The sequence below is a fragment of the Halalkalibacter kiskunsagensis genome (assembly GCF_037027555.1).
Classification (GTDB): domain Bacteria; phylum Bacillota; class Bacilli; order Bacillales; family Bacillaceae_D; genus Halalkalibacter; species Halalkalibacter kiskunsagensis.
Window position 1 is genome coordinate 58395 of sequence record NZ_JAXBLX010000014.1, and the last position, 22053, is coordinate 80447.

Genomic DNA, 22053 nt, shown 5'->3' on the forward strand with positions numbered 1-22053 from the left:
AAGTAGGCGGTAGATGTAATGAATGCTGAACTTATTTCTGTAGGATCTGAACTTTTACTTGGTCAAATCGTGAATACAAACGCAGCGTTTCTTTCTCAAGAGCTGGCCATCATAGGGGTAAATGTTTTTTATCAAACAACTGTAGGCGATAATGATAAAAGGCTTACTGAATCACTTAAACAAGCCATCTCTCGTTCTGATTTAATTATCATAACGGGGGGATTAGGGCCAACTAAAGATGATTTAACGAAAGAAGCAGTTGCTTCTTTAGCAGGGACAAAGTTAGTACATCATGAAAAATCATTACATAATATTGAATCTTATTTTAAAAAGCGCAATCGACAAATGTCCGATAATAATCGTAAACAGGCTCTGGTTATAGAGGGGAGTCGTGTTCTTAATAACGAGTACGGGATGGCACCTGGAATGATTGTTTCTATAGATGGTACTAGTATTGTTTTATTACCTGGACCACCGCAAGAAATGAAACCGATGTTTTTAAATGAGTTATTACCCGAGTTATCCAAGATGCTTGGCGAACAAACTTCTATTACATCTAGAGTTCTTCGTTTTTTTGATATTGGAGAGTCTCAATTGGAAACAGATCTATTGGATTTAATAGAAGCGCAAACAAATCCAACGATTGCTCCTTTAGCTAGTGAGGGAGAAGTGACATTAAGGCTCACTGTTAAACATGCAAGCGTAGCAGAACAGAAGCGATTGCTTGATGAAACAGAAGAACGTATTACAAACCGCGTTGGGCAGTACCTATATGGATATAATGATACGTCTCTTATGGAGCAACTCTTTTTGCAATTAAAAGAGAAACGCTGTACGATAGCTACAGCAGAAAGTTTTACTGGAGGGAAATTCTCAAGTATGCTGACTTCTTTTTCAGGGGTTTCTTCTGTTTTTCGCGGGGGATGTGTTTCTTACGCGACGGATGTGAAGGAAAATGTTCTGGGAGTGTCGAAAGAAGTAGTGACTAAGTTCGGGGTCATTAGCAAACAGTGTGCGCTTGAAATGGCAAGCTGTGCACAACAACAATATGATGCAGATGTTGCCATTAGCTTTACCGGTGTAGCCGGACCTGATAAACAAGAAGGCAAAGAAGCTGGCACAGTTTACATTGGGATTGCTGGACTTTCCCAAGAGCCATTTTGTTATGAATTGAATCTAGCCGGAAGACGAGAAGCCGTCAGAGACCGTGCTATTAAATATGGATGTTTTTATTTATTGAACGAAATGAAAAGGTGGAATAAAACAGAATGACAACGTATTTTAATGATTTCCAGATTTCAGACTCAATTAAACGGGCAATTAAAGACATGGGCTTTGAAGAGCCTTCGCCAATTCAAGAAAAGGCCATCCCTGTTATTTTAGAAGGTGGAGATGTAATTGGTCAGGCGCAAACAGGTACGGGGAAGACAGCTGCTTTTGGAATCCCAGTTGTAGATAAAGTTACGTCAGACCGTCATGTGCAGGCGCTCATTTTAACACCAACAAGAGAGTTGGCTATTCAAGTATCAGGTGAATTACAAAAAATATCTGTGCATAAATCAATTCGAACATTGCCTATTTATGGTGGGCAATCAATTGGCCATCAAATTCGAGCTCTAAAGCAAGGTGTGCAAGTAGTAATTGGAACGCCTGGGCGCATTCTCGATCACTTGCGTAGGAACACACTAAAGCTTGATCAAGTTCATACGGTGGTTCTTGATGAGGCCGATGAAATGCTCGATATGGGTTTTGTTGATGACATTGAATCGATTCTTCGTCAAGTGAATTCTGTCCGTCAAACCCTCCTTTTTTCTGCTACGATGCCTCCAGCTATTAAGAAGTTGTCGCGGAAATATATGACGGCGCCAAAAACGGTTACGATTAATAAAGGTGAGGTTACAGCACCACTAATTGACCAAATGTATTATAAAGTGTTAGAGCGTAATAAAATTGAATCACTTTGCAGAATTATTGATAGCGAAGATGTCGAGCTTGGTATTTTGTTTTGCCGCACTAAAAAAGGAGTAGCAGAGCTTGCTGAAGCTCTTCAAGCTCGAGGCTATTTAGCAGATGGGTTACATGGAGACCTTACACAATCACAGCGTGACGCTGTTATGAAGAAATTTCGGGATTCTTCGATCGAGTTCTTAATTGCAACTGATGTTGCTGCACGAGGTATTGATGTTGAGAATGTATCCCATGTTATTAATTATGATATACCACAAGATCCTGAGAGTTATGTTCACCGAATTGGTCGTACTGGTCGTGCTGGGCGTAAGGGACTTGCGCTAACACTTGTTACCCCTCGTGAAATGAAACATTTACGTTCGATTGAACAAGAAATTAAAATGAGCATTCCTTCTCAAGATGTACCGACAATTGAGGAAGTGGTTGTTAAGCAACAAGGATCATGGAAAAAATTGATTGCTGATACGATTGCAACTAGTGGCAAAGAAGACGAGTTGTTTGCTCCTCTTGTTGAGGAGGTACTAGCTGAATTTGCGGCAAGTGATGTTGTAACTGCTTTATTAAAAATGAACTTCTCTCCTGCGTCTACAACAGAGGAATCCGGATATAACTTTGGCGACACTGGTGGCGCCAAAGGAATGGTTCGATTCTTTATTAATGTAGGAAGAAATGTAAATATGACTCCAAAAGTGTTAGTCGAAGCTATCTCTGAGCTTGTGGGAATTCCTGGGAAAGCTGTTGGCAAAATTGATATTTTTGAGAACTTTACATTTGTTGAAGTTCCGGAAGAAGCGGCTCCATTTGTATATGAGGCACTCCGTTATTCGAGAATTAGTGGAGCGAGAGTGAATTTAGAACCAGCAAAGCCGCGTCCAAAACGTGAACCGCGCCGTACCCCAACACGTAGTTAGCCTCGAGATTCTATATTATGTAAAATGAAGTTTTAGAAGAGTCCATTTATTGATAGGACTCTTCTCATTTCTTTCCTCACGTAATGGTTTTCCTATTACTAGCAAGCGAATAAATGTTCGTAAAAACTATTGGCAAAAGCAAAAAAACAAGGTATGATAGAAAAGAACAAAACATAGATTCGCTTTTATAAAAATTTACAATACATTATTTTTTTAATAGAGGAGAGATTCATAATGAGTGATCGTAAAGCTGCTCTTGATATGGCGTTGCGTCAAATCGAAAAACAATTTGGTAAAGGGTCAATTATGAAGCTTGGAGAACAAGCTGAACAACGCGTCTCAACCGTTTCAAGTGGTGCTCTTGCACTGGATATTGCACTTGGAGTAGGTGGGTATCCAAAGGGGCGTGTTATTGAAGTATATGGCCCAGAATCATCAGGTAAGACAACTGTTACGTTACATGCGATTGCAGAGGTTCAACGTCAAGGGGGACAAGCTGCATTTATTGATGCAGAGCACGCACTTGATCCGGTTTACGCACAGAAATTAGGTGTGAATATTGATGAATTATTATTATCGCAGCCAGATACTGGTGAACAAGCATTAGAGATTGCTGAAGCTCTTGTACGCAGTGGAGCAGTAGATATGATTGTTATCGATAGTGTGGCAGCTCTTGTACCAAAAGCTGAGATTGAAGGTGACATGGGAGATAGCCATGTTGGCTTGCAGGCACGTCTTATGTCTCAGGCACTACGTAAGCTTTCAGGAGCAATCAATAAGTCAAAGACAATCGCGATTTTCATTAACCAAATTCGTGAAAAAGTAGGGGTTATGTTTGGCAACCCAGAAACAACACCAGGGGGACGTGCGCTTAAATTCTATTCTTCCGTTCGATTAGAAGTTCGTCGTGCAGAAACACTAAAGCAAGGAAATGACATGGTTGGAAACAAAACGAAGATTAAAGTAGTGAAAAATAAGGTAGCTCCTCCATTTAAGGTCGCTGAAGTGGATATCATGTACGGAGAAGGAATTTCTCGAGAAGGGTCGATTTTAGATATAGGATCTGATCTTGACATTGTCCAAAAGAGTGGCGCATGGTATTCCTTTAATGAGGAGCGTCTCGGTCAAGGACGCGAAAACTCGAAGCAGTTCTTAAAAGAAAATCCGAAAATCACTGAACAAATCGAAACGCTGATTCGAGATCACCATGGTTTAAATGGTGAAATTGAAGTAGCGGCAGCAACGGAAGAAGAATTTGAGGATGTTCCGTTCGATTTGAAATAAAATAAGTAAGAATAAGCACCTTGCGCAAGGTGCTTATTCTTTTCAGGTTAGAGGAGGTGTATGATGAAATTTTTGTACGTAACAGACACACATATACGTGGAACGACTCCGAAAAATCGTTTAGATGTTTATGTAGATACTCTAAAAGATAAATTAGAAGAAGTCATTACATTAGCAAATCAAGAAGATGTGGATGTCCTTTTACATGGTGGAGATGTATTTGATCGACCAGATTTATCTCCTAATGTAGTTGGTCAATTTGCGAAAATTTTTATGAAGGCGAACATGCCCATCTATGTGGTTGCAGGGAATCATGATACATTTGGTCACAATCCAGAAACAATCTCAAGAACGATGCTTGGGTTGATGGATTCATTTGGAGTTATGTCTGTGATAGACCAAACAAAGCCAGTTTTCATTGAAAAAGGTGGAAGTAAGGTTCAAATTAGTGGTCAACCATACCATTATGATTTAGACCAGCGAGACCCGAAATTAGATTATTATCCAACAAAAGATGCAAATGCCGATGTCCTGATTCACATTGTCCATAGTATGCTTGTTGAAAAAGCATTACCAGAAGGTGTACCACATACGCTTATTGATCATATTTGGGGGACGACCGCTGATATCATTTTGACAGGGCATTTTCATGGTGGCTTTGGGATTAAAGAACGAAATGGCAAATTTATGTGCAATCCAGGAGCATTATCACGTGTGAATAATCATTGGTCAGAAATCAGTAGGATGCCCAAAGTGATTATAGGAACAATAATAAATAAGAAAATTTCATTAAGAGAAGTGCACATTAAAAGTGCTAGAAAGGGAGAGGAAGTATTAGACCGATCATTTTTAGAAAAAGCGGTGCATCAGGAAGAGAAGTTACATAGTTTTGTTCAGCAAGTGAAAGAATCGGCGCAGTTTCATTCATTGAATATGAGCGATATTATATTAGAAATAGCTTCGTTGAAAAGTGTGGAAGACAAAGTGAAGCAAGAAGCATTGCGTAGGATGACAGTGATTGAAGAGGTATGGAAGGAAGGGGCGCATGAATAACATCAAAGCAGTAAGGTTGGAGAATTTTCAATCACATCTAGATACATATGTTGAATTTAGTGGCGGCTTAAATGTTATTGTTGGTCAGTCAGATAGTGGAAAGACTGCAATTTTACGTGGAATTCGTTGGGCTTTATATAATCAACCGAGAGGGTCAGATTTCATACGGGTTTCTGCAGATTTTGTCAGAGTCACCATTACATTTGATGATGAGACAGTGATTATTCGTGAACGGACGAGCTCTAAGAATCGCTATACTTTGCGAAAAAAGGGACAAGAAGAGTTGGTTCTTGAAGGGTTTGGAATCCATGTCCCTAAAGAGGTAATGGACGCTCATGGCATGTCTCACCTAAAAATTGATCATGACAACGACCTAATGATCCACCTTTCTCAACAATTAGATGGTCCTTTTTTATTAGAGCAAACGAGTTCGATTCGAGCAAAAACGCTAGGAAGAATTAGTGGTGCTCACTTTTTAGATATGGCTATAAGAGATACGACAAAAGATCTTTCTCAATTAAACATACGAATGAAACAAGAACAAGCAACAATTGATAAGCTACAAGATGAACTTCAACCTTTTTCACATTTAGATGAATTAAAAAATCAGTTGCTAGTTTCAGAAGAAAGAGTAGAGCAGCTTAAAAGATTGATAGTTAAAAGAGATAAACTAGCGATGATAAAAAAACAATGGGAACAATTGAAACAAGAAGAAGAGAAAGCGTTAATTCAAAAACAATTGGTAAAAGATGTTGATAATTGGCAGAACAAAGTCGGAAGTTTACAGACGATGGTTCAACGCTGTATTGTCTTGACTCAGAAACAAAAACGGACCAGAGAATTAAACCGCTCTATCGATATATGTCACACTTGGTTACAGAAAACTGAATATGTCAACAGAGCGTACGACCAATTTGAACAAATTAAGAATCAAGTATCCCTTTTAAAGGTATTACAGTCAAGAGTTATTGAGAAAAGACATTTAGATTATTCAGTAGAAGAGGAAAAGAAAAAAATATTCAAATCAACATTCATTGATCTAGTAGATGTTGCTACAGTAGATCAAATGAGGGAACGGCGTGAGAAACAGAAACGATTACGCCAACTAAAAGAACAAATACAAAGAAATAAAGAACAATTAAATCACGTAATGAGAGTTAGTAAGCAATTACCAGATGGAAATCAGCTCTTGAAGAAACATGACATAATTGCAAATACGTCAGAGCGATCCAAGAAACTCAAATCAATTCAAGCAAGGTTACTAGATTTTCAATCAAGATTGGAAGAAGGCAACCGCTTTATCAAAAAGCAAACGGAGGAACAAATCTGTGCAGAGCAACAATTACAACAAATGTTGTTTGCTGAAGGGACTTGCCCAACTTGCGGGCAAGAAATTTGTAAGCACGGGAATGATTAAGAAGGAGGGACTGTCATGAATGTTGAACAACAATTAACTCAAATCAAACAGGCAATCGAGAAAGCAAGAGATATGCGATACAGAGCAGAAGCAAAACTAGAAGAGTTAGAAAATCAAAAGAATAGACTCTTAGTAGAACTAGAAGAGCTTGGAGTACAGCCTGAAGAACTGGATCAAGAAATTAAAAGGCTTGAGCACGAAATTGATTTATCTTTGAAAGAGACATGGGATCTCATTCCAAAGGAATTGATTAAAGATGAGTAATCGATTAGCTCAAGTGAAACAACTTGAAGAGCGCTTGAAAAAAGCGAAAAATCAATGGACAAGACTTGACGCGAAACGAACGTTATTACAAGAACAATTAGCTGAAAAAATGCAAGAACTTGATTCTTATTTTGAGACGATTGATACGTATGAAAAGGCACGAGTTCTTTTGCAACAGTCAGCTGAGTATGCAAGAGAGCAAGCAAAGCAACAAATTGAGGCATTAGTTACAAACGCTCTCCAATATGTATTCGGTCCTTTGTTTTCTTTTCAAATTGAACTTGAAGAGCATGGAAACAAAGCTGTAGCAGAATTTTATGTAGTTTCTGAATACGAGGGGATAAAAGTAAAAACGAGACCGCAAGATTCACGTGGTGGTGGAGTTGTTGACATTGTGACACTTGCCCTACGAGTTGCGTTAATTGAAACCATTCAACCAAAAAGAGTTGGTCCATTGCTCTTAGATGAACCAGGCAAGCATGTGTCAGGAGATTATGTTCTCTATTTATATGAGTTCTTAAAGTCATTAAGTACGATGTTTAATAGACAAATTATCATGATTACCCATAATTATCACCTTGCCCAGTCAGGTGATTTAGCGTATGAAGTCGCTATCAAAGACGGGGTAAGTGAAGTCGCGAAAATTGACAACACTTGACATTGCCTAAAACGAGCTTTAAAATTAAGTAGAATGCGGTGAAGTTTTATGTCATATTTATTTTTTTCCGCGATCAAATGTAATATGCGTTTGTTTTTATAATGATGAAGAAAAGTATGACAAATTGAAAAACCAACAATTAGATAGCAAGAGGAGGTGAAAGAGTATGGAAATATTGATCATCTCCATTTTGCTTGTTGTCTCTGCAGGTATTGGTGCAGTTGTTGGATATCTTGTTCGAAAATCCATTGCAGAAGCGAAAATTTCAAGTGCGGAACATGCAGCGAAACAAATTGTTGAAGATGCGAAGCGCGATGCTGAGGCGAACAAAAAAGAGGCAATCCTAGAAATGAAGGATGAGGCTCATAAGATTCGTACGGAGGCAGAACGTGAAGTTCGTGAACGAAGAAATGAGATTCAAAAACAAGAGAATCGTTTGGTACAGAAAGAAGAGATTCTTGACCGGAAGAGTGAAACCTTAGATAAGAAAGAAGAGTCTTTGGATAAAAGGGAGGAATCTCTCACCAAAAAACAACGACAAATTGAAGAGATGGATAGCAAAGTGGAGGAAATCTTGAACAAGCAGAAAACGGAGCTTGAACGCATTTCTGGATTTTCTCGCGAAGAAGCTCGTGAAATTATTCGTAATGAGGCCGAACAAGAGATTGCTCATGAAACGGCTCTCCTTATTAAGGAACGAATGGCACAAGCAAAAGAAGAAGCTGATAAAAAGGCGAAAGAAATATTGTCTCTTGCAATTCAACGTTGTTCTGCTGATCACGTAGCAGAAACGACTGTTTCGGTTGTTAACTTACCTAACGATGAAATGAAAGGACGAATCATTGGTCGTGAAGGTCGAAACATCCGAGCGTTAGAGACATTAACAGGAATCGATTTAATTATTGATGATACGCCTGAAGCGGTTATTCTATCAGGATTTGATCCAATTCGTCGTGAAATAGCTCGTACAGCTCTAGAGAAACTTGTTCAAGATGGTCGTATCCATCCTGCTCGTATCGAAGAAATGGTCGATAAATCTCGTCGCGAAGTGGACGAAGCGATTAGAGAGTATGGTGAGCAAACAACATTTGAGATGGGAATTCATGGCTTACATCCAGATTTAATTAAAGTTCTCGGTCGACTGAAGTTTAGAACTAGTTATGGCCAAAATGTGTTAAAGCATTCAATGGAAGTAGCTCACTTAGCCGGGTTAATGGCTTCTGAATTAGGTGAAGATGTAAAACTTGCTAAACGTGCTGGACTACTTCACGATATTGGAAAAGCAATTGATCATGAAGTTGAAGGAAGCCACGTTGAAATAGGGGTAGAACTTGCAACGAAATATAAAGAACATCCAGTTGTAATTAATGCCATTGCATCTCATCATGGAGATACAGAATCAACATCTATTATCTCAACACTTGTCGCTGCAGCAGATGCCCTTTCAGCTGCAAGACCAGGTGCACGAAGAGAAACGCTAGAAACATACATTCGCCGTCTTGAAAAACTGGAGGAAATTTCAGAGTCTTTCGAAGGCGTTGAAAAGACTTATGCTATACAGGCTGGACGTGAAGTACGTATTATGGTTCGACCAGATGTTGTTGATGATACCCTTGCACATAAGCTTGCTCGGGATATTACGAAAAGAATTGAAGAAGAATTAGATTATCCAGGGCATATCCGTGTAACAGTTATTCGTGAAACACGAGCGGTTGAGTATGCAAAATAAAGTGGCGATTATCGCCACTTTATTTGTTTTACAGACGATATTCCAAAAGGACGGGTTTCCCTTTTGGAATATCGTCGACGCAATGAGCGGAGCCGCTACAATGTTTTAAGGGCGATGAGTGGTTTTCTCATAGGCCGCGTAGCGAGTGAGCCATTGCAAACACCCAAACCAAAAGGACGGGTTTCCCTTTTGGAATATCGTCGACGCAATTCATTTCCCTTACATACGTTATATTTACTTTTTGATACAAATTCAAACAATTATTTATATAAAGGAGTCAATATGAGAATTTTATTTATTGGTGATGTTGTTGGTGCACCGGGACGAAAAATGATAAAAGAATATACGATGAAGCTAAAACAATTATATAAACCTACAATTACAATTATTAATGGTGAAAATGCGGCTTCAGGAAAAGGGATTACAGAGAAGATTTATAAGGGATTTTTAGATGCTGGTGCACAAGTTGTGACACTTGGAAATCACTCATGGGATAATAGAGAAATCTTTGAATTTATTGATGATGCAAAAGCTCTTATTAGACCAGCTAATTACCCTGCTGGAGTACCAGGGAAAGGCTACACTCTGGTAAAATATAATGATATTGAGATCGCAGTTATTAATGCAATGGGACGTACGTTTTTACCTGCAATTGATTGTCCTTTTGAAAAAATTGATGAAATTTTAGAAGAGATACAAGGAAGAACTCCTTATATATTCGTTGATTTTCATGCGGAGGCTACAAGTGAAAAACAAGCAATGGGCTGGTATTTAGACGGTCGAGTTTCTGCGGTAGTTGGAACTCATACACATGTTCAAACCTCAGATGAACGCATATTACCAAAAGGTACGGCTTATTTAACCGATGTAGGTATGACGGGACCTTATGATGGCATACTTGGTGTTGAAAAAGAAGCTGTATTACACAAATTTTTAACGAATTTACCTGTGAGGTTTGAAGTAGCAGAGGGACGAGAACAATTAAGTGGGGTAATTATCGATATTAACCCGAAAACTGGTTTGGCTACATCAATCAAACGGATTCAGATTAATGAGGATCATCCGTTTTATACGTAAATTGTCAAGTAATTTTGCACTTTTAGGAATAAGGATAGGTTTTCTGAAATAAGATGAAATAGATTCACATCTTGTACGATTAGCAATCTGCTAATTGCACTGTTGAAAGCATGAAGACGATCGTAATCATGGACAGCCCACTTTTGGCATAAAGAGGAGGTACAAGAAATGGAAGTCTTAAAAGTTTCAGCAAAATCTACTCCCAATTCTGTTGCTGGTGCACTAGCTGGAGTAATTCGTGAACGAGGAGCAGCAGAAATTCAAGCAATTGGAGCAGGAGCGCTTAACCAGTCGATAAAAGCGATTGCGATTGCCCGAGGATTTGTTGCCCCGAGTGGAATTGATCTTGTTTGTATCCCGGCCTTCACAGATATTAAAATTGATGGAGAAGAACGGACGGCAATGAAAATAATTGTTGAGCCTAGATAATTAATAGGCAGCCGAAAGGAAACCTACTTGCAAAATGTAAGTAGGTCTTTTTGTGTTATGAAAAGCAAAATTGTGATTTCATTGTTTAAACATAACGTAGTATGAATAACATACATAATTTGGAAATTATAAGTAACATAACTCTCCATGAATGATACAGACTACGGAAAGGTCTTGCTTTTTCCTGTTAAAGGGACTATTATAATGACGTTTAAGATAAATAAAAATAATAAAATCGAGTAAGTCTAGTAACTTACTCGGAAATATGATAGAATTATATTAATTTTTACAATACGTGGTTTAAAGTTTATTAGACATGTAAGGGGTGGAGAGAGTGAGAGAACAATTATCATGGAAAGTTGGCGGGCAGCAAGGAGAAGGAATTGAAAGTACAGGTGAAATTTTTGCTTCTGCACTAAATCGCCTAGGCTATTATTTATATGGATATCGTCATTTTTCGTCACGTATTAAAGGTGGACATACAAATAATAAAATTCGTGTAAGCACAAAACCTTTAAATTCAATTTCTGATGATTTAAATATTCTTGTAGCTTTTGATCAAGAAACGATCGATGTCAATATTCATGAATTGCGTGCAGACGGCATTGTCATTGCTGATGCAAAGTTTAATCCTGTTGTCACAGAAGGATATGATGTACGTTTATATGCAGTTCCATTTACAGAAATCGCGACGGAACTTGGTACCTCATTAATGAAAAACATGGTTGCTGTTGGGGCGTCAAGTGCGATCCTTGGGTTAGATCCTACTTCTTATCAAGATGTTGTTGAAGATCTCTTTCTTAAAAAAGGCGTTTCTGTTGTCGAAAAGAATATGAAAGCAATTCAAGCAGGAGCAGATTATTTCCGTAATGAAGCTGGCGTAAATATGCCTGATTTATTGCTTGCTCCAGCCGACGGCAAGAAAAGAATGTTTATGATTGGAAATGATGCGATCGGAATGGGAGCTATAGCTGCAGGAAGTCGTTTTATGGCTGCGTACCCTATTACTCCAGCATCAGAAATCATGGAATACATGATTGATAAACTCCCTCAGTTTGGTGGTACGGTTATACAAACAGAGGATGAAATTGCAGCTTGTACGATGGCAATTGGTGCGAACTATGCCGGTGTACGTTCGTTTACAGCGTCTGCTGGTCCTGGTCTGTCGTTAATGGCTGAAGCAATTGGTCTATCAGGAATGACGGAACAACCACTTGTCATTATGGATACACAACGTGGTGGTCCAAGTACTGGTCTTCCTACAAAACAAGAGCAATCTGATTTAATGGCAATGATTTATAGTACCCATGGGGATATCCCTAAAATAGTGATGGCGCCAAGTACAGTTGAAGAAGCGTTTTATGACACGGTGGAAGCCTTCAACCTTGCTGAGGAATTTCAATGCCCAGTTATCTTAGTAACGGACTTAGCGTTGTCATTAGGGAAGCAAACTGTGGAGCCACTTGATTATAATAAAATTGAAATTCGTCGTGGAGCCTTGCAGCAAGAAGGGGAAATTCCTGAGCGAGAAGATAAAGCTTACTATAAGCGTTATGAAGTGACCGACTCTGGAGTTTCAAATCGTGTGATTCCTGGAATGAAAAATGGAATTCATCACGTAACGGGTGTTGAGCACGATGAAACAGGGAAGCCTTCTGAGAGCCCAGAAAATCGTGTGAACCAAATGGATAAGCGTTTGCGTAAAGTAGCTGATTTACCTTCACTGTTTAATAATGCACTTTTTATCAATGCCAAGCATGAAGATGCTGACTTGCTTGTCATCGGAGTTAACTCAACTCGTGGAACGATTGAAGAAGCTATGCCAAGACTTGAAGCTGAAGGTGTCAAAGTGAATCATGCACATGTTCGGTTATTACATCCATTCCCAGCAGAGGAAATGAAAAAGCAAATTGCAAAAGCAAAAAAAGTAGTAGTTATTGAAAACAATGCGACTGCGCAATTGGCAAACATTATTAAAATGAATGTAGGCGACGTGAAAATTGAGAATGTACTAAAATATGACGGGAATCCGTTCTTACCTGGTGAACTACATCAAACATGTAAAGAATTATATCATGCAAGCAAGGAGTTGGTATTAGATGGCAACATTTAAGGATTTTCGTAATAAGGTAAAACCAAACTGGTGCCCTGGTTGCGGGGATTTCTCTGTTCAAGCAGCGATTCAACGTGCTGCTGGAAATGTTGGTCTAGAGCCAGATGATCTTGCTGTTGTCTCTGGTATTGGCTGTTCTGGCCGGATTTCAGGGTATATTAATTCATATGGTTTCCATGGTGTTCATGGACGTGCATTACCAATTGCTCAAGGTGTGAAGATGGCAAACCGTGATTTAACAGTCATTGCTTCTGGTGGCGATGGTGACGGATTTGCGATTGGGATGGGACATACGATTCATGCTATTCGTCGAAACATTGATGTTACGTACATCGTTATGGATAACCAAATTTATGGATTAACAAAAGGACAAACATCACCCCGAAGTGATGTAGGCTTTAAAACAAAGAGTACACCTGGCGGCTCTATTGAATCTTCATTAAATGTTATGGAGATGTCTTTAACAGCAGGTGCAACATTTGTAGCGCAAAGCTTTTCTAGTGACCTAAAAGAGCTTACATCTCTTATTGAACAAGGCATTAACCATAAAGGGTTCTCCCTCATTAACGTATTCAGTCCATGTGTAACGTTCAATAAAGTTAACACGTATGACTGGTTTAAGGAAAATATTACGAAGCTCGCTGATGTAGAGGAATATGATCCGTCTAATCGCATGAAAGCTATGCAAACACTGATGGAACATAATGGCCTTGTTACTGGTCTAATTTATCAAAACAAAGAGCAAAAATCATACCAAGAGCTAATTCCAACATATGACGAAAAACCACTAGCACATCAAGACCTACAACTTGATGAAGCGAAATTTAATGAACTAATGGCAGAATTTATGTAAGAGAAGGTTCAAAAAGGTCGATTTTTACCTTTTTGAACCTTCTCGAAACAATGAGCGGAACCGCTGCAGTATTTTAAGGCAACTAGGAGTGGGTTTCTCCTAGTTGCCGCGCAGCGAGAGGAGCCATTGTGCATCGAAGAGAAGCAAAAGAAATCAGTTCAAAAAGGTCGATTTTTACCTTTTTGAACCTTCTCGAAACAATGAGCGGAACCGCTGCAATTTTTTAAGCCTACTAGGAGTGGGTTTCTCCTAGTAGGCGAGCAGCGAGAGGAGCCATTGTACCTCGCCTTAAAAAGCAATAAAAAATTAGGTTCAAAAAGGTCGATTTTTACCTTTTTGAACTTACTTTTGAACAAAGTAGAAATCGACGCTTGCATAGTAGAGCGTCGATTTTTGCTTGTCTATAACATGTAAGAGAGTTGTAAAAAGATAGACAAACAAGATTCATTGAGTTTCTTGACAAATCCACGTATAATGTATGAAAGAAACGATGCAAAAAATCTCGCTCACTAAAAGTGGGCTTTCTGTTTGTTTGCTTGGAAAAGCTTGAAGGAAGGAGTTTTTATTAAATGAATGAAGAACAACGTCTAGGACGTTTAGGAAATACAAAGGAATCTGTTGAAACTACTGAAAAACAGAAAAAGGATTATAGCAAATACTTTGATCTTTCAAATGCAAAAATTATTTCAGAAGAAGAAAATAAAAAGGTGATTCGAATAGAAGGTCGAGAAATCTCAATCTATGACCAACCTGACTACAAGCAAGGAAAACGTCGTGGGAAAGAGGATGTACAAGTCTTACGTCCTGACAGTTTAATTCCTGAAGAAATGAAGGGCATTGGGAATGGAAAGAAATTTCTCATTCGTACGTATGGATGTCAAATGAACACGCATGATTCAGAAAATATGGCTGGATTATTGCTTGAAATGGGATTTGAAGCAACCGAAGAAACAACGGAGGCAGATGTAATTCTTTTAAATACTTGTGCGATTCGTGAAAATGCAGAAAACAAAGTGTTTGGTGAAATTGGTCACTTAAAAACATTGAAAGTAGAACGTCCAGAGCTGATTGTTGGAGTGTGTGGTTGTATGTCACAGGAAGAAAATGTCGTGAACCGCATCATGCAAAAACACCAGCATATCGACTTAATCTTTGGGACACACAATATTCATCGTTTACCTGAGCTTCTTAGAAATGCGTTATATGGTAAAGAGATGGTTATAGAAGTATGGTCAAAAGAAGGCGATATAGTTGAAAATATGCCACGAGCTCGCCAAGGGAAAACACTAGCATGGGTTAACATCATGTACGGTTGTGATAAGTTCTGTACGTATTGTATCGTGCCATACACACGTGGAAAAGAACGTAGTCGTCTTCCAGAAGATATTATCGCTGAAGTCCGTGATTTAGCAAGACAAGGCTATAAAGAGATTACACTGCTAGGACAAAATGTTAATGCTTATGGAAAAGATCTTGAAGGTAAGAAATATGGACTTGGTGATTTAATGGACGAAATTCATAAAATTGATATTCCACGTGTCCGTTTTACAACAAGTCACCCTCGTGATTTTGATGATCATTTAATTCAAGTATTATCAAAAGGTGGCAATTTAGTTGAGCATATTCACTTGCCGGTTCAACACGGTAACACCGAAATATTGAAACTGATGGCTAGAAAATATACTCGGGAGCAATATGTTGAGCTTGCTCACAAAATAAAAATGGCCATTCCAAACGCGTCATTTACAACGGACATCATCGTTGGTTTTCCTAATGAAACTGAGGAACAATTTGAAGAAACCCTTTCTCTCATTCGTGAGATCGAATTTGATAGTGCATTCACGTATATCTATTCGCCTCGTGAAGGGACGCCAGCTGCAAAAATGAAAGATAATGTTCCAATGGAAGTAAAGCGTGAGCGCTTAGGGCGTTTAAATGCCCTTGTAAATGAAATTTCAGCAAAGAAAAATCTTGATTACCAAGATCAAATTGTTGAAGTCCTTGTAGAAGGAGAGAGTAAAAAGAATCCAGATGTTCTTGCTGGGCGTACGAGAACAAACCGATTAGTGAACTTCAGAGCTCCAAAATCAGTTATCGGTGAAATAGTTTATATAAAAGTGACAGAAGCAAAAACATGGTCACTTAATGGAGAAATGGTTGAAATGGCGGAGGTAAATAGATAATGACAACAACGTATACAAGAGATGATATAAGGTTAAAAGCAAAAGAACTCGCAAAAATGATGGCTGAAACAGAAGAAGTTGATTTCTTTAAGCGTGCAGAAAAACAAATCAATGATCATCTTAAAATACAAGAACTGATTGCACAAATAAAAAAACATCAAAAAGAAGCAGTAAATCTTCAACACTACGGGAAGTCAGAAGCGTTAAAAGAAGTCGAAGCAAAAATCGATGCATTACATCAGGAAATTGATTCAATTCCGCTTGTACAAGAATTTAAGTCAAGTCAAGTAGAAGTAAATGAGCTATTGCAAATGGTTTCGAATACGATCTCCAAAACAATTACAGACGAAATCATCACGTCTATGGATGGGGATTTATTAAAAGGGACAACAACAAAAAATCCTTATTTTGATGGTGGTTGCAAGCATTAAGTCAAACTTCCTTTCATATCAGAAACAGACCTACTTTATAAAAACAGGTAGGTCTGTTTGCTGTTACAGCAAAGCTGAAGGACTAAAGTGATCGCTTCAATAAAAGTAGTTAGAAAACGACGCGAACCCTTATAAACTATCTTAATAAGGCTATAATTTAAATGATTTCCAAGAAGTTTTATCAATTCATGTACTAAACTTCGTCATCTCATCATATCGTGGTACAGATAACGCTTTGCTATCATCTTTAATTCTTTTTTTCGCACATTGGTTATTCGCCCTGCATAGGATGACAGTGAAGCATTTGGCGGAGCGAATTAGGCAAGACAGCCGACACGAGCGACCGACAACTCGATATGATAAGAGAAAAGAGGAGGGTTTTGTTTCATGTCTCAAAACTTTAACTATCGTGAAATTATTACAAAAGCGGTATGTGGAAAAGGTCGTAAGTTTTCTGAAGCAACTCATACGATTAGCCCTTCACACAGACCGTCTAGCATTTTGGGCTGCTGGATTATTAATCATAAGTACTCAGCAGAAAAAAAGGGCAATTCAGTAGTGGTGCAAGGCAGCTACGATATCAACTGTTGGTTTTCGTATAGCAAAAATACGAAGACAGATGTTGCGACGCAAACTGTTACTTATTCCGATGTAATACCGCTTTCCATGCAAGATGAGAATGTCTTATCAGATGAAATGGATGTTATTGCACGGGCGGTACAGCAACCAAATACTCTTGAAGCAACAGTTTCCGAAAATGGTGCGAATGTAGATGTGCAGGTTGAGCGTGAATTTATTGTTGAATGTATCGGTGAAACAAAAGTAGCTGTAGCTGTTAACCCTGATGGTTTGATAGAAGATTTTCCTGCTGCAGAATACACAGATGAGGTAAGTGATGAGGAGTATGAGCGTCTTGATCCAAATTTTCTACACGGTGAGTTTGATAAATAAGACGAATGAGCAAGCCAATCGTAGGCTTGCTCGATTTTTTTGCACTGGTGTAAGAAACTTAATTCTAGAAAAAACAGTTAAACTCTCCCTAATGCGAGAATGCTAGAGCCTATGATATAATAAACCGTATTAATTATGTACGGTGGAGGACAATCATGGCACAAAATACCCCGATGATGAACCAATATTTAGAAATTAAGGCACAGCATCAAGATGCCTTTTTATTTTTTCGTCTTGGTGATTTTTATGAAATGTTTTTTGAAGATGCGAAATTAGCAGCTCAGGAATTGGAGATTACTTTAACGGGACGTGGGCAAGGTGAAGACCGCATACCAATGTGCGGGGTTCCTTATCATTCTGCTGACCAGTACATGTCCCGATTAATTGAAAAAGGATATAAAGTTGCTTTGTGTGAACAGGTCGAGGACCCAAAGCAAGCAAAAGGTGTTGTAAAGCGAGAGGTAGTTAAGCTCTTGACACCTGGAACGATGATGAACGGAAATGTGATTAAAGAAAAGGAAAACAATTATTTAGTCGCATTGTCTTATTTTGAAGACAAAACGTATGGTTTAGCACGAACGGATCTAACAACAGGAGAGTGTGCGGCAACACTTATTGTTGATTTGGAGGACGTAATACATGATATTGCGAGTTCAGGTACGAAAGAACTTGTTGTTGCAACAGATCTTGATCAGAGCGTGCTTAAGAGAATTCAAGAAAAGCATCCTTTGACGATATCATATGAAGACGTGACAGAACTCGCTTATGATTATATTCATCTATGCGACAATTTACATTCAGATAAATTACAATTAAGTTTTGCTAGATTACTTCAATATTTAGTTCGTACGCAAAAGCGTTCTTTGAACCATTTACAAAAGGTAACAGTCTATCAATCAGACTCTTTTATGAAGATGGACACTCACACAAAGAGAAACCTAGAATTAACAGAGTCACTTAGAGAAAAAAAGAAAGCTGGTTCATTGCTATCAATTGTTGATCAGACAGTTACAGCGATGGGAGGTAGACTTGTTAAGAATTGGATAGAACGACCACTCATAGATCAAACAGCAATTGAAAAAAGATTGGAACAGGTTACGTCTTTCTTAAATGCTTATTTTGAGAGAGAAGAACTACGAGATGAATTGCGACAAGTCTATGATTTAGAACGTCTAGCAGGTAGAATTGCTTACGGGAGTGTCAATGCAAGAGAGCTTGTTCAGTTAAAACGCTCATTAGAAAAAGTTCCATTGTTAAAAGAACAAATAAGGAAAATGGCACCAGAGTCTGTTGGACGTTGGTTCGGACAAGAGGAACATGTTCAGGAACTAATAGATTTATTAAATCGAAGCTTAGTAGAGGATCCACCCATTTCTGTTACAGAAGGCGGAATGATTCGGCCAGGCTTTCATGATGAATTAGATACGTATCGAGATGCTAGTAAAAATGGGAAGCAATGGATTGCTGAGCTCGAGCAAAAGGAGCGGCTCGAAACAGGTGTTAAATCGCTTAAGATTGGATTTAACAAAGTGTTTGGCTATTACATTGAAGTAACAAGAGCCAATCTTCATCTGCTGCCTGAAGGACGCTATGAACGAAAGCAAACACTAACAAACGCGGAACGTTATATTACGCCGGAGTTAAAAGACAAAGAAGCTTTAATATTAGAAGCAGAAGAAAAAATGGAACAACTTGAATATGATTTGTTTGTTAATGTACGGGAAGAAGCAAAATCTTATTTAGAACAGATTCAGGCATTGGCTCATTCGATAAGTGAGATTGATGTATTAGCAGGATTTGCTACAGTAAGTGAACAACTACATTATGTGAAACCAACATTTTCCACTAAACGAGAAATTGCCATTATAGATGGCCGGCACCCAGTTGTTGAAACTGTTATTGAAAAAGGGCAGTATGTAGCAAATGATGTTTTAATGAATCAAGGACGTGAAATGCTCTTAATAACTGGACCAAACATGGCCGGGAAGAGTACGTATATGCGTCAATTAGCACTACTTGCTGTTATGGCACAAATCGGTTGTTATGTACCAGCAACCTCAGCTGAACTGCCGATCTTTGATCAAGTGTTTACAAGAATTGGGGCTGCCGATGATCTTGCAAGCGGACAGAGTACGTTCATGGTTGAAATGCTTGAAACAAAATATGCATTAACAAAAGCAACCCAAAATAGCTTAATCTTACTTGATGAAATTGGACGAGGTACATCGACATATGATGGAATGGCACTTGCTCAAGCGATTATTGAATATATTCATAATACGGTTCGTGCTAAAACCCTTTTCTCGACCCATTATCATGAACTGACACAACTAGATAAATCGCTAGAGGACTTGAAGAATGTTCACGTATCGGCAGTTGAAGAAAATGGGAATGTCGTATTTCTGCATAAAGTTGTTGATGGACAAGCTGATCGAAGTTATGGAATTTACGTAGCGGAATTGGCAGAATTGCCTTTGCAAGTAACACAAAGAGCAGAAACTCTACTGAAACAATTTGAAGAAAGCACGGCGTCTGTCAGAGGACCGCTTATTCAACCACCACAAGCAGAACAACAATTATCCTTGTTTATAGAAGATGAACATCCCAAAAAAAGCGAGGAAAAGCAACCTTCAGTTTCCATAACTGGACAAGAAGAGAAAGTTTTGAAAAAGCTCGTTAAAAAAGATGTACTTCATATGACACCAATTGAAGCGATACAATTTATAAATGAGTTGCAAAGATTATTAAAGTAAATATAATTTAATGTTCAATTAGAGGAGGGGTTCGATGACCCAAATCATAAAGCTAGATGATGCGTTATCTAATAAAATAGCAGCGGGTGAAGTTGTTGAACGTCCTGCTTCAATTGTCAAAGAATTAGTTGAAAACTCGCTTGATGCCAACAGCACACACATTGTAGTTGAAATTGATGAAGGTGGATTATCGTCGATTCGAATTGTTGATAACGGAGATGGGATCAACAACGATGAGGTCGAGACAGCGTTTTATCGCCATGCGACAAGTAAAATTCGGACGGATCGAGATTTGTTTCAAATTGCAACTTTAGGATTTCGTGGAGAGGCTTTGCCAAGTATTGCCTCAGTTGCCCATGTGAAACTAACTACGAGTATGGGGACAGGACGTGGTACAGAAATTGTACTTGAAGGTGGTATCGTAAAACACAAGAAAGCTGCGACAGCTAGAAAAGGTACAGAGATTGTTGTAACGAATCTTTTTTATAATACACCTGCTAGATTAAAGTATTTAAAGACTGTGCATACAGAAGCCGGAAATGTGAGTGATATCATCAACCGACTGGCCTTAGCACATCCGCATGTGGCATTTGAATATTCTCATCACGGAAAAGAAGTACTAAAGACTTCAGGGAATGGCGATATTCGCCAAGTGATTGCGGCTATTTATGGGAGAAATGTTGCGAAGAAGGTACAACCAATCGAAGGTCAATCACTTGATTATGAGATTCGTGGATTTGTAGCGCTGCCTGAATTAACGAGAGCATCGAGACAATATATGTCGATTTTCATTAATGGAAGGTACATTCGAAATTATGCACTTGCTAGAGCTATTCAAGAAGGATATCACACGTTGCTCCCAATTGGTCGTTACCCATTGGTTGTTCTGTCCATTGATATGGATCCGAAGTTAATCGATGTCAATGTTCATCCTTCTAAATTAGAAGTCCGACTTAGTAAGGAAGAAGAACTTGGACAACTAATTACAAGTTCGATTAAGCGAGTATTTAAACAACAGACTTTGATTCCTGCAGCAGATACAAAGAAGCGTAGCGATTTTTCTAACTATAGAAGTGAGCAAGTATCACTAGACTTTGAAAAGGGAACTGAAGGGCAATCTAATCAAGTGAAAGAAGCATCTCATGAGCAGGTTCGTTCTGATTCCTTTTTCCCATTTGATGTACAAAAGGAATCAGAAAAGGTAGAAATAGGCTCAAGCACAGCTAATATAGCTGAAAAAGAAACAAAGCATCAAGAATACGAAGAAGAACCATTCGAGCAAAGAGAGAAAGAAACTTTCATTCAAAATGAGAAAGTACCGATTAAACCAGCTATATCCGTTCAAGAACCATCCAACGATAGAGTTCCAGCTTTATATCCTGTTGGACAAATGCATGGGACGTATATTATTGCTCAAAATGAGACAGGAATGTATTTAATTGATCAGCATGCAGCACAAGAACGTGTCAAGTATGAATTTTTCCGTGATAAAGTAGCTGAAGTGGACCCACACGTTCAAGACCTTCTCATACCAATTACACTCGAGTGTACGGCTCAAGAATTTGCAACGATTAACGACCATCTTGATGACTTACATGAAGTTGGAGTCTTTCTTGAAGTGTTTGGAACTCAAGCTTTTATTGTTCGTGCCCATCCGACATGGTTACCGAAAGGGTACGAGGAAGAAACGATTCGTGAAATCATTGATTTTTTGCTCGAGCATCGTAAAGTGGACATAGCAAAACTGAGAGAAGAGGCAGCGATCTTAATGTCGTGCAAGGCGGCAATTAAAGCCAATCGTCACCTGCGACAAGATGAAATGTTTGCTTTATTAGAATCGCTAAGAAAAAGCAGTGATCCCTTCACATGCCCACATGGAAGACCGATCCTTGTCCATTTCTCAACGTATGCATTAGAAAAAATGTTTAAACGGGTTATGTAAGAGTTTTTATCAAAAAGGTCAATTGTTACTTTTTTGA

The 22053-nt window shown here is 38.6% G+C and carries 17 protein-coding genes; all 17 read left to right on the forward strand.

Annotated elements, in window-relative coordinates; translation table 11 throughout:
* The first annotated feature begins 18 nt into the window (after nucleotides 1-18).
* The 17 genes from SLH51_RS10065 to mutL all read left to right on the forward strand — a co-directional run bounded on the left by SLH51_RS10065 (nucleotide 19) and on the right by mutL (nucleotide 22016).
* The gene (locus tag SLH51_RS10065) at nucleotides 19-1272 is read left to right on the forward strand and encodes a competence/damage-inducible protein A (RefSeq protein ID WP_335961130.1); all 1254 of its coding nucleotides are present in this window, start codon (nucleotides 19-21) and stop codon (nucleotides 1270-1272) included.
* Complete coding sequence (locus SLH51_RS10070) at nucleotides 1269-2879, forward strand: DEAD/DEAH box helicase (protein WP_335961131.1); 1611 nt, start codon at nucleotides 1269-1271, stop codon at nucleotides 2877-2879. The genes SLH51_RS10065 and SLH51_RS10070 overlap by 4 nt, the downstream gene beginning before the upstream one ends.
* 234 nt (nucleotides 2880-3113) lie before the next feature.
* A complete protein-coding gene (gene recA / locus SLH51_RS10075; protein ID WP_335961132.1) occupies nucleotides 3114-4163 on the forward strand; it encodes a recombinase RecA in 1050 nt (349 codons plus the stop codon).
* A 60-nt stretch (nucleotides 4164-4223) separates the two neighbouring features.
* The gene (locus tag SLH51_RS10080) at nucleotides 4224-5216 is read left to right on the forward strand and encodes a metallophosphoesterase family protein (RefSeq protein WP_335961133.1); all 993 of its coding nucleotides are present in this window, start codon (nucleotides 4224-4226) and stop codon (nucleotides 5214-5216) included.
* Nucleotides 5209-6633: an AAA family ATPase gene (locus SLH51_RS10085; RefSeq protein WP_335961134.1), complete on the forward strand. Its 1425-nt coding sequence runs from the start codon at nucleotides 5209-5211 to the stop codon at nucleotides 6631-6633. Before SLH51_RS10080 ends, SLH51_RS10085 begins: the two co-directional genes overlap by 8 nt.
* A gap of 15 nt (nucleotides 6634-6648) precedes the next feature.
* Entirely contained in the window at nucleotides 6649-6897 is a 249-nt protein-coding gene (locus SLH51_RS10090; protein ID WP_335961135.1) for a hypothetical protein, read from the forward strand.
* On the forward strand, nucleotides 6890-7555 hold the full coding sequence (locus SLH51_RS10095) for an ATP-binding protein (protein ID WP_335961136.1): 666 nt from the start codon (nucleotides 6890-6892) through the stop codon (nucleotides 7553-7555). The genes SLH51_RS10090 and SLH51_RS10095 overlap by 8 nt, the downstream gene beginning before the upstream one ends.
* A gap of 166 nt (nucleotides 7556-7721) precedes the next feature.
* The gene (gene rny / locus SLH51_RS10100) at nucleotides 7722-9284 is read left to right on the forward strand and encodes a ribonuclease Y (protein WP_335961137.1); all 1563 of its coding nucleotides are present in this window, start codon (nucleotides 7722-7724) and stop codon (nucleotides 9282-9284) included.
* 282 nt (nucleotides 9285-9566) lie between these two features.
* Entirely contained in the window at nucleotides 9567-10361 is a 795-nt protein-coding gene (locus SLH51_RS10105; protein ID WP_335961138.1) for a TIGR00282 family metallophosphoesterase, read from the forward strand.
* A 168-nt stretch (nucleotides 10362-10529) separates the two neighbouring features.
* Nucleotides 10530-10790: a stage V sporulation protein S gene (locus tag SLH51_RS10110; protein ID WP_227935882.1), complete on the forward strand. Its 261-nt coding sequence runs from the start codon at nucleotides 10530-10532 to the stop codon at nucleotides 10788-10790.
* Nucleotides 10791-11124: 334 nt separating this feature from the next.
* Complete coding sequence (locus SLH51_RS10115) at nucleotides 11125-12903, forward strand: 2-oxoacid:acceptor oxidoreductase subunit alpha (protein WP_335961139.1); 1779 nt, start codon at nucleotides 11125-11127, stop codon at nucleotides 12901-12903.
* The gene (locus tag SLH51_RS10120; RefSeq protein ID WP_335961140.1) at nucleotides 12890-13756 is read left to right on the forward strand and encodes a 2-oxoacid:ferredoxin oxidoreductase subunit beta; all 867 of its coding nucleotides are present in this window, start codon (nucleotides 12890-12892) and stop codon (nucleotides 13754-13756) included. The genes SLH51_RS10115 and SLH51_RS10120 overlap by 14 nt, the downstream gene beginning before the upstream one ends.
* 569 nt (nucleotides 13757-14325) lie before the next feature.
* Nucleotides 14326-15939 carry a tRNA (N6-isopentenyl adenosine(37)-C2)-methylthiotransferase MiaB gene (gene miaB / locus SLH51_RS10125; RefSeq protein WP_335961141.1) on the forward strand — a complete coding sequence of 538 codons (1614 nt, stop codon included), beginning with the start codon at nucleotides 14326-14328 and terminating at the stop codon, nucleotides 15937-15939.
* A complete protein-coding gene (locus SLH51_RS10130; protein WP_335961142.1) occupies nucleotides 15939-16370 on the forward strand; it encodes a YlbF/YmcA family competence regulator in 432 nt (143 codons plus the stop codon). Before miaB ends, SLH51_RS10130 begins: the two co-directional genes overlap by 1 nt.
* A gap of 387 nt (nucleotides 16371-16757) precedes the next feature.
* The gene (locus SLH51_RS10135) at nucleotides 16758-17321 is read left to right on the forward strand and encodes an outer spore coat protein CotE (protein ID WP_335961143.1); all 564 of its coding nucleotides are present in this window, start codon (nucleotides 16758-16760) and stop codon (nucleotides 17319-17321) included.
* A gap of 155 nt (nucleotides 17322-17476) precedes the next feature.
* A complete protein-coding gene (gene mutS, locus SLH51_RS10140; RefSeq protein WP_335961144.1) occupies nucleotides 17477-20074 on the forward strand; it encodes a DNA mismatch repair protein MutS in 2598 nt (865 codons plus the stop codon).
* 34 nt (nucleotides 20075-20108) lie between these two features.
* Entirely contained in the window at nucleotides 20109-22016 is a 1908-nt protein-coding gene (gene mutL / locus SLH51_RS10145) for a DNA mismatch repair endonuclease MutL (RefSeq protein WP_335961145.1), read from the forward strand.
* Nucleotides 22017-22053 lie beyond the last annotated feature (37 nt).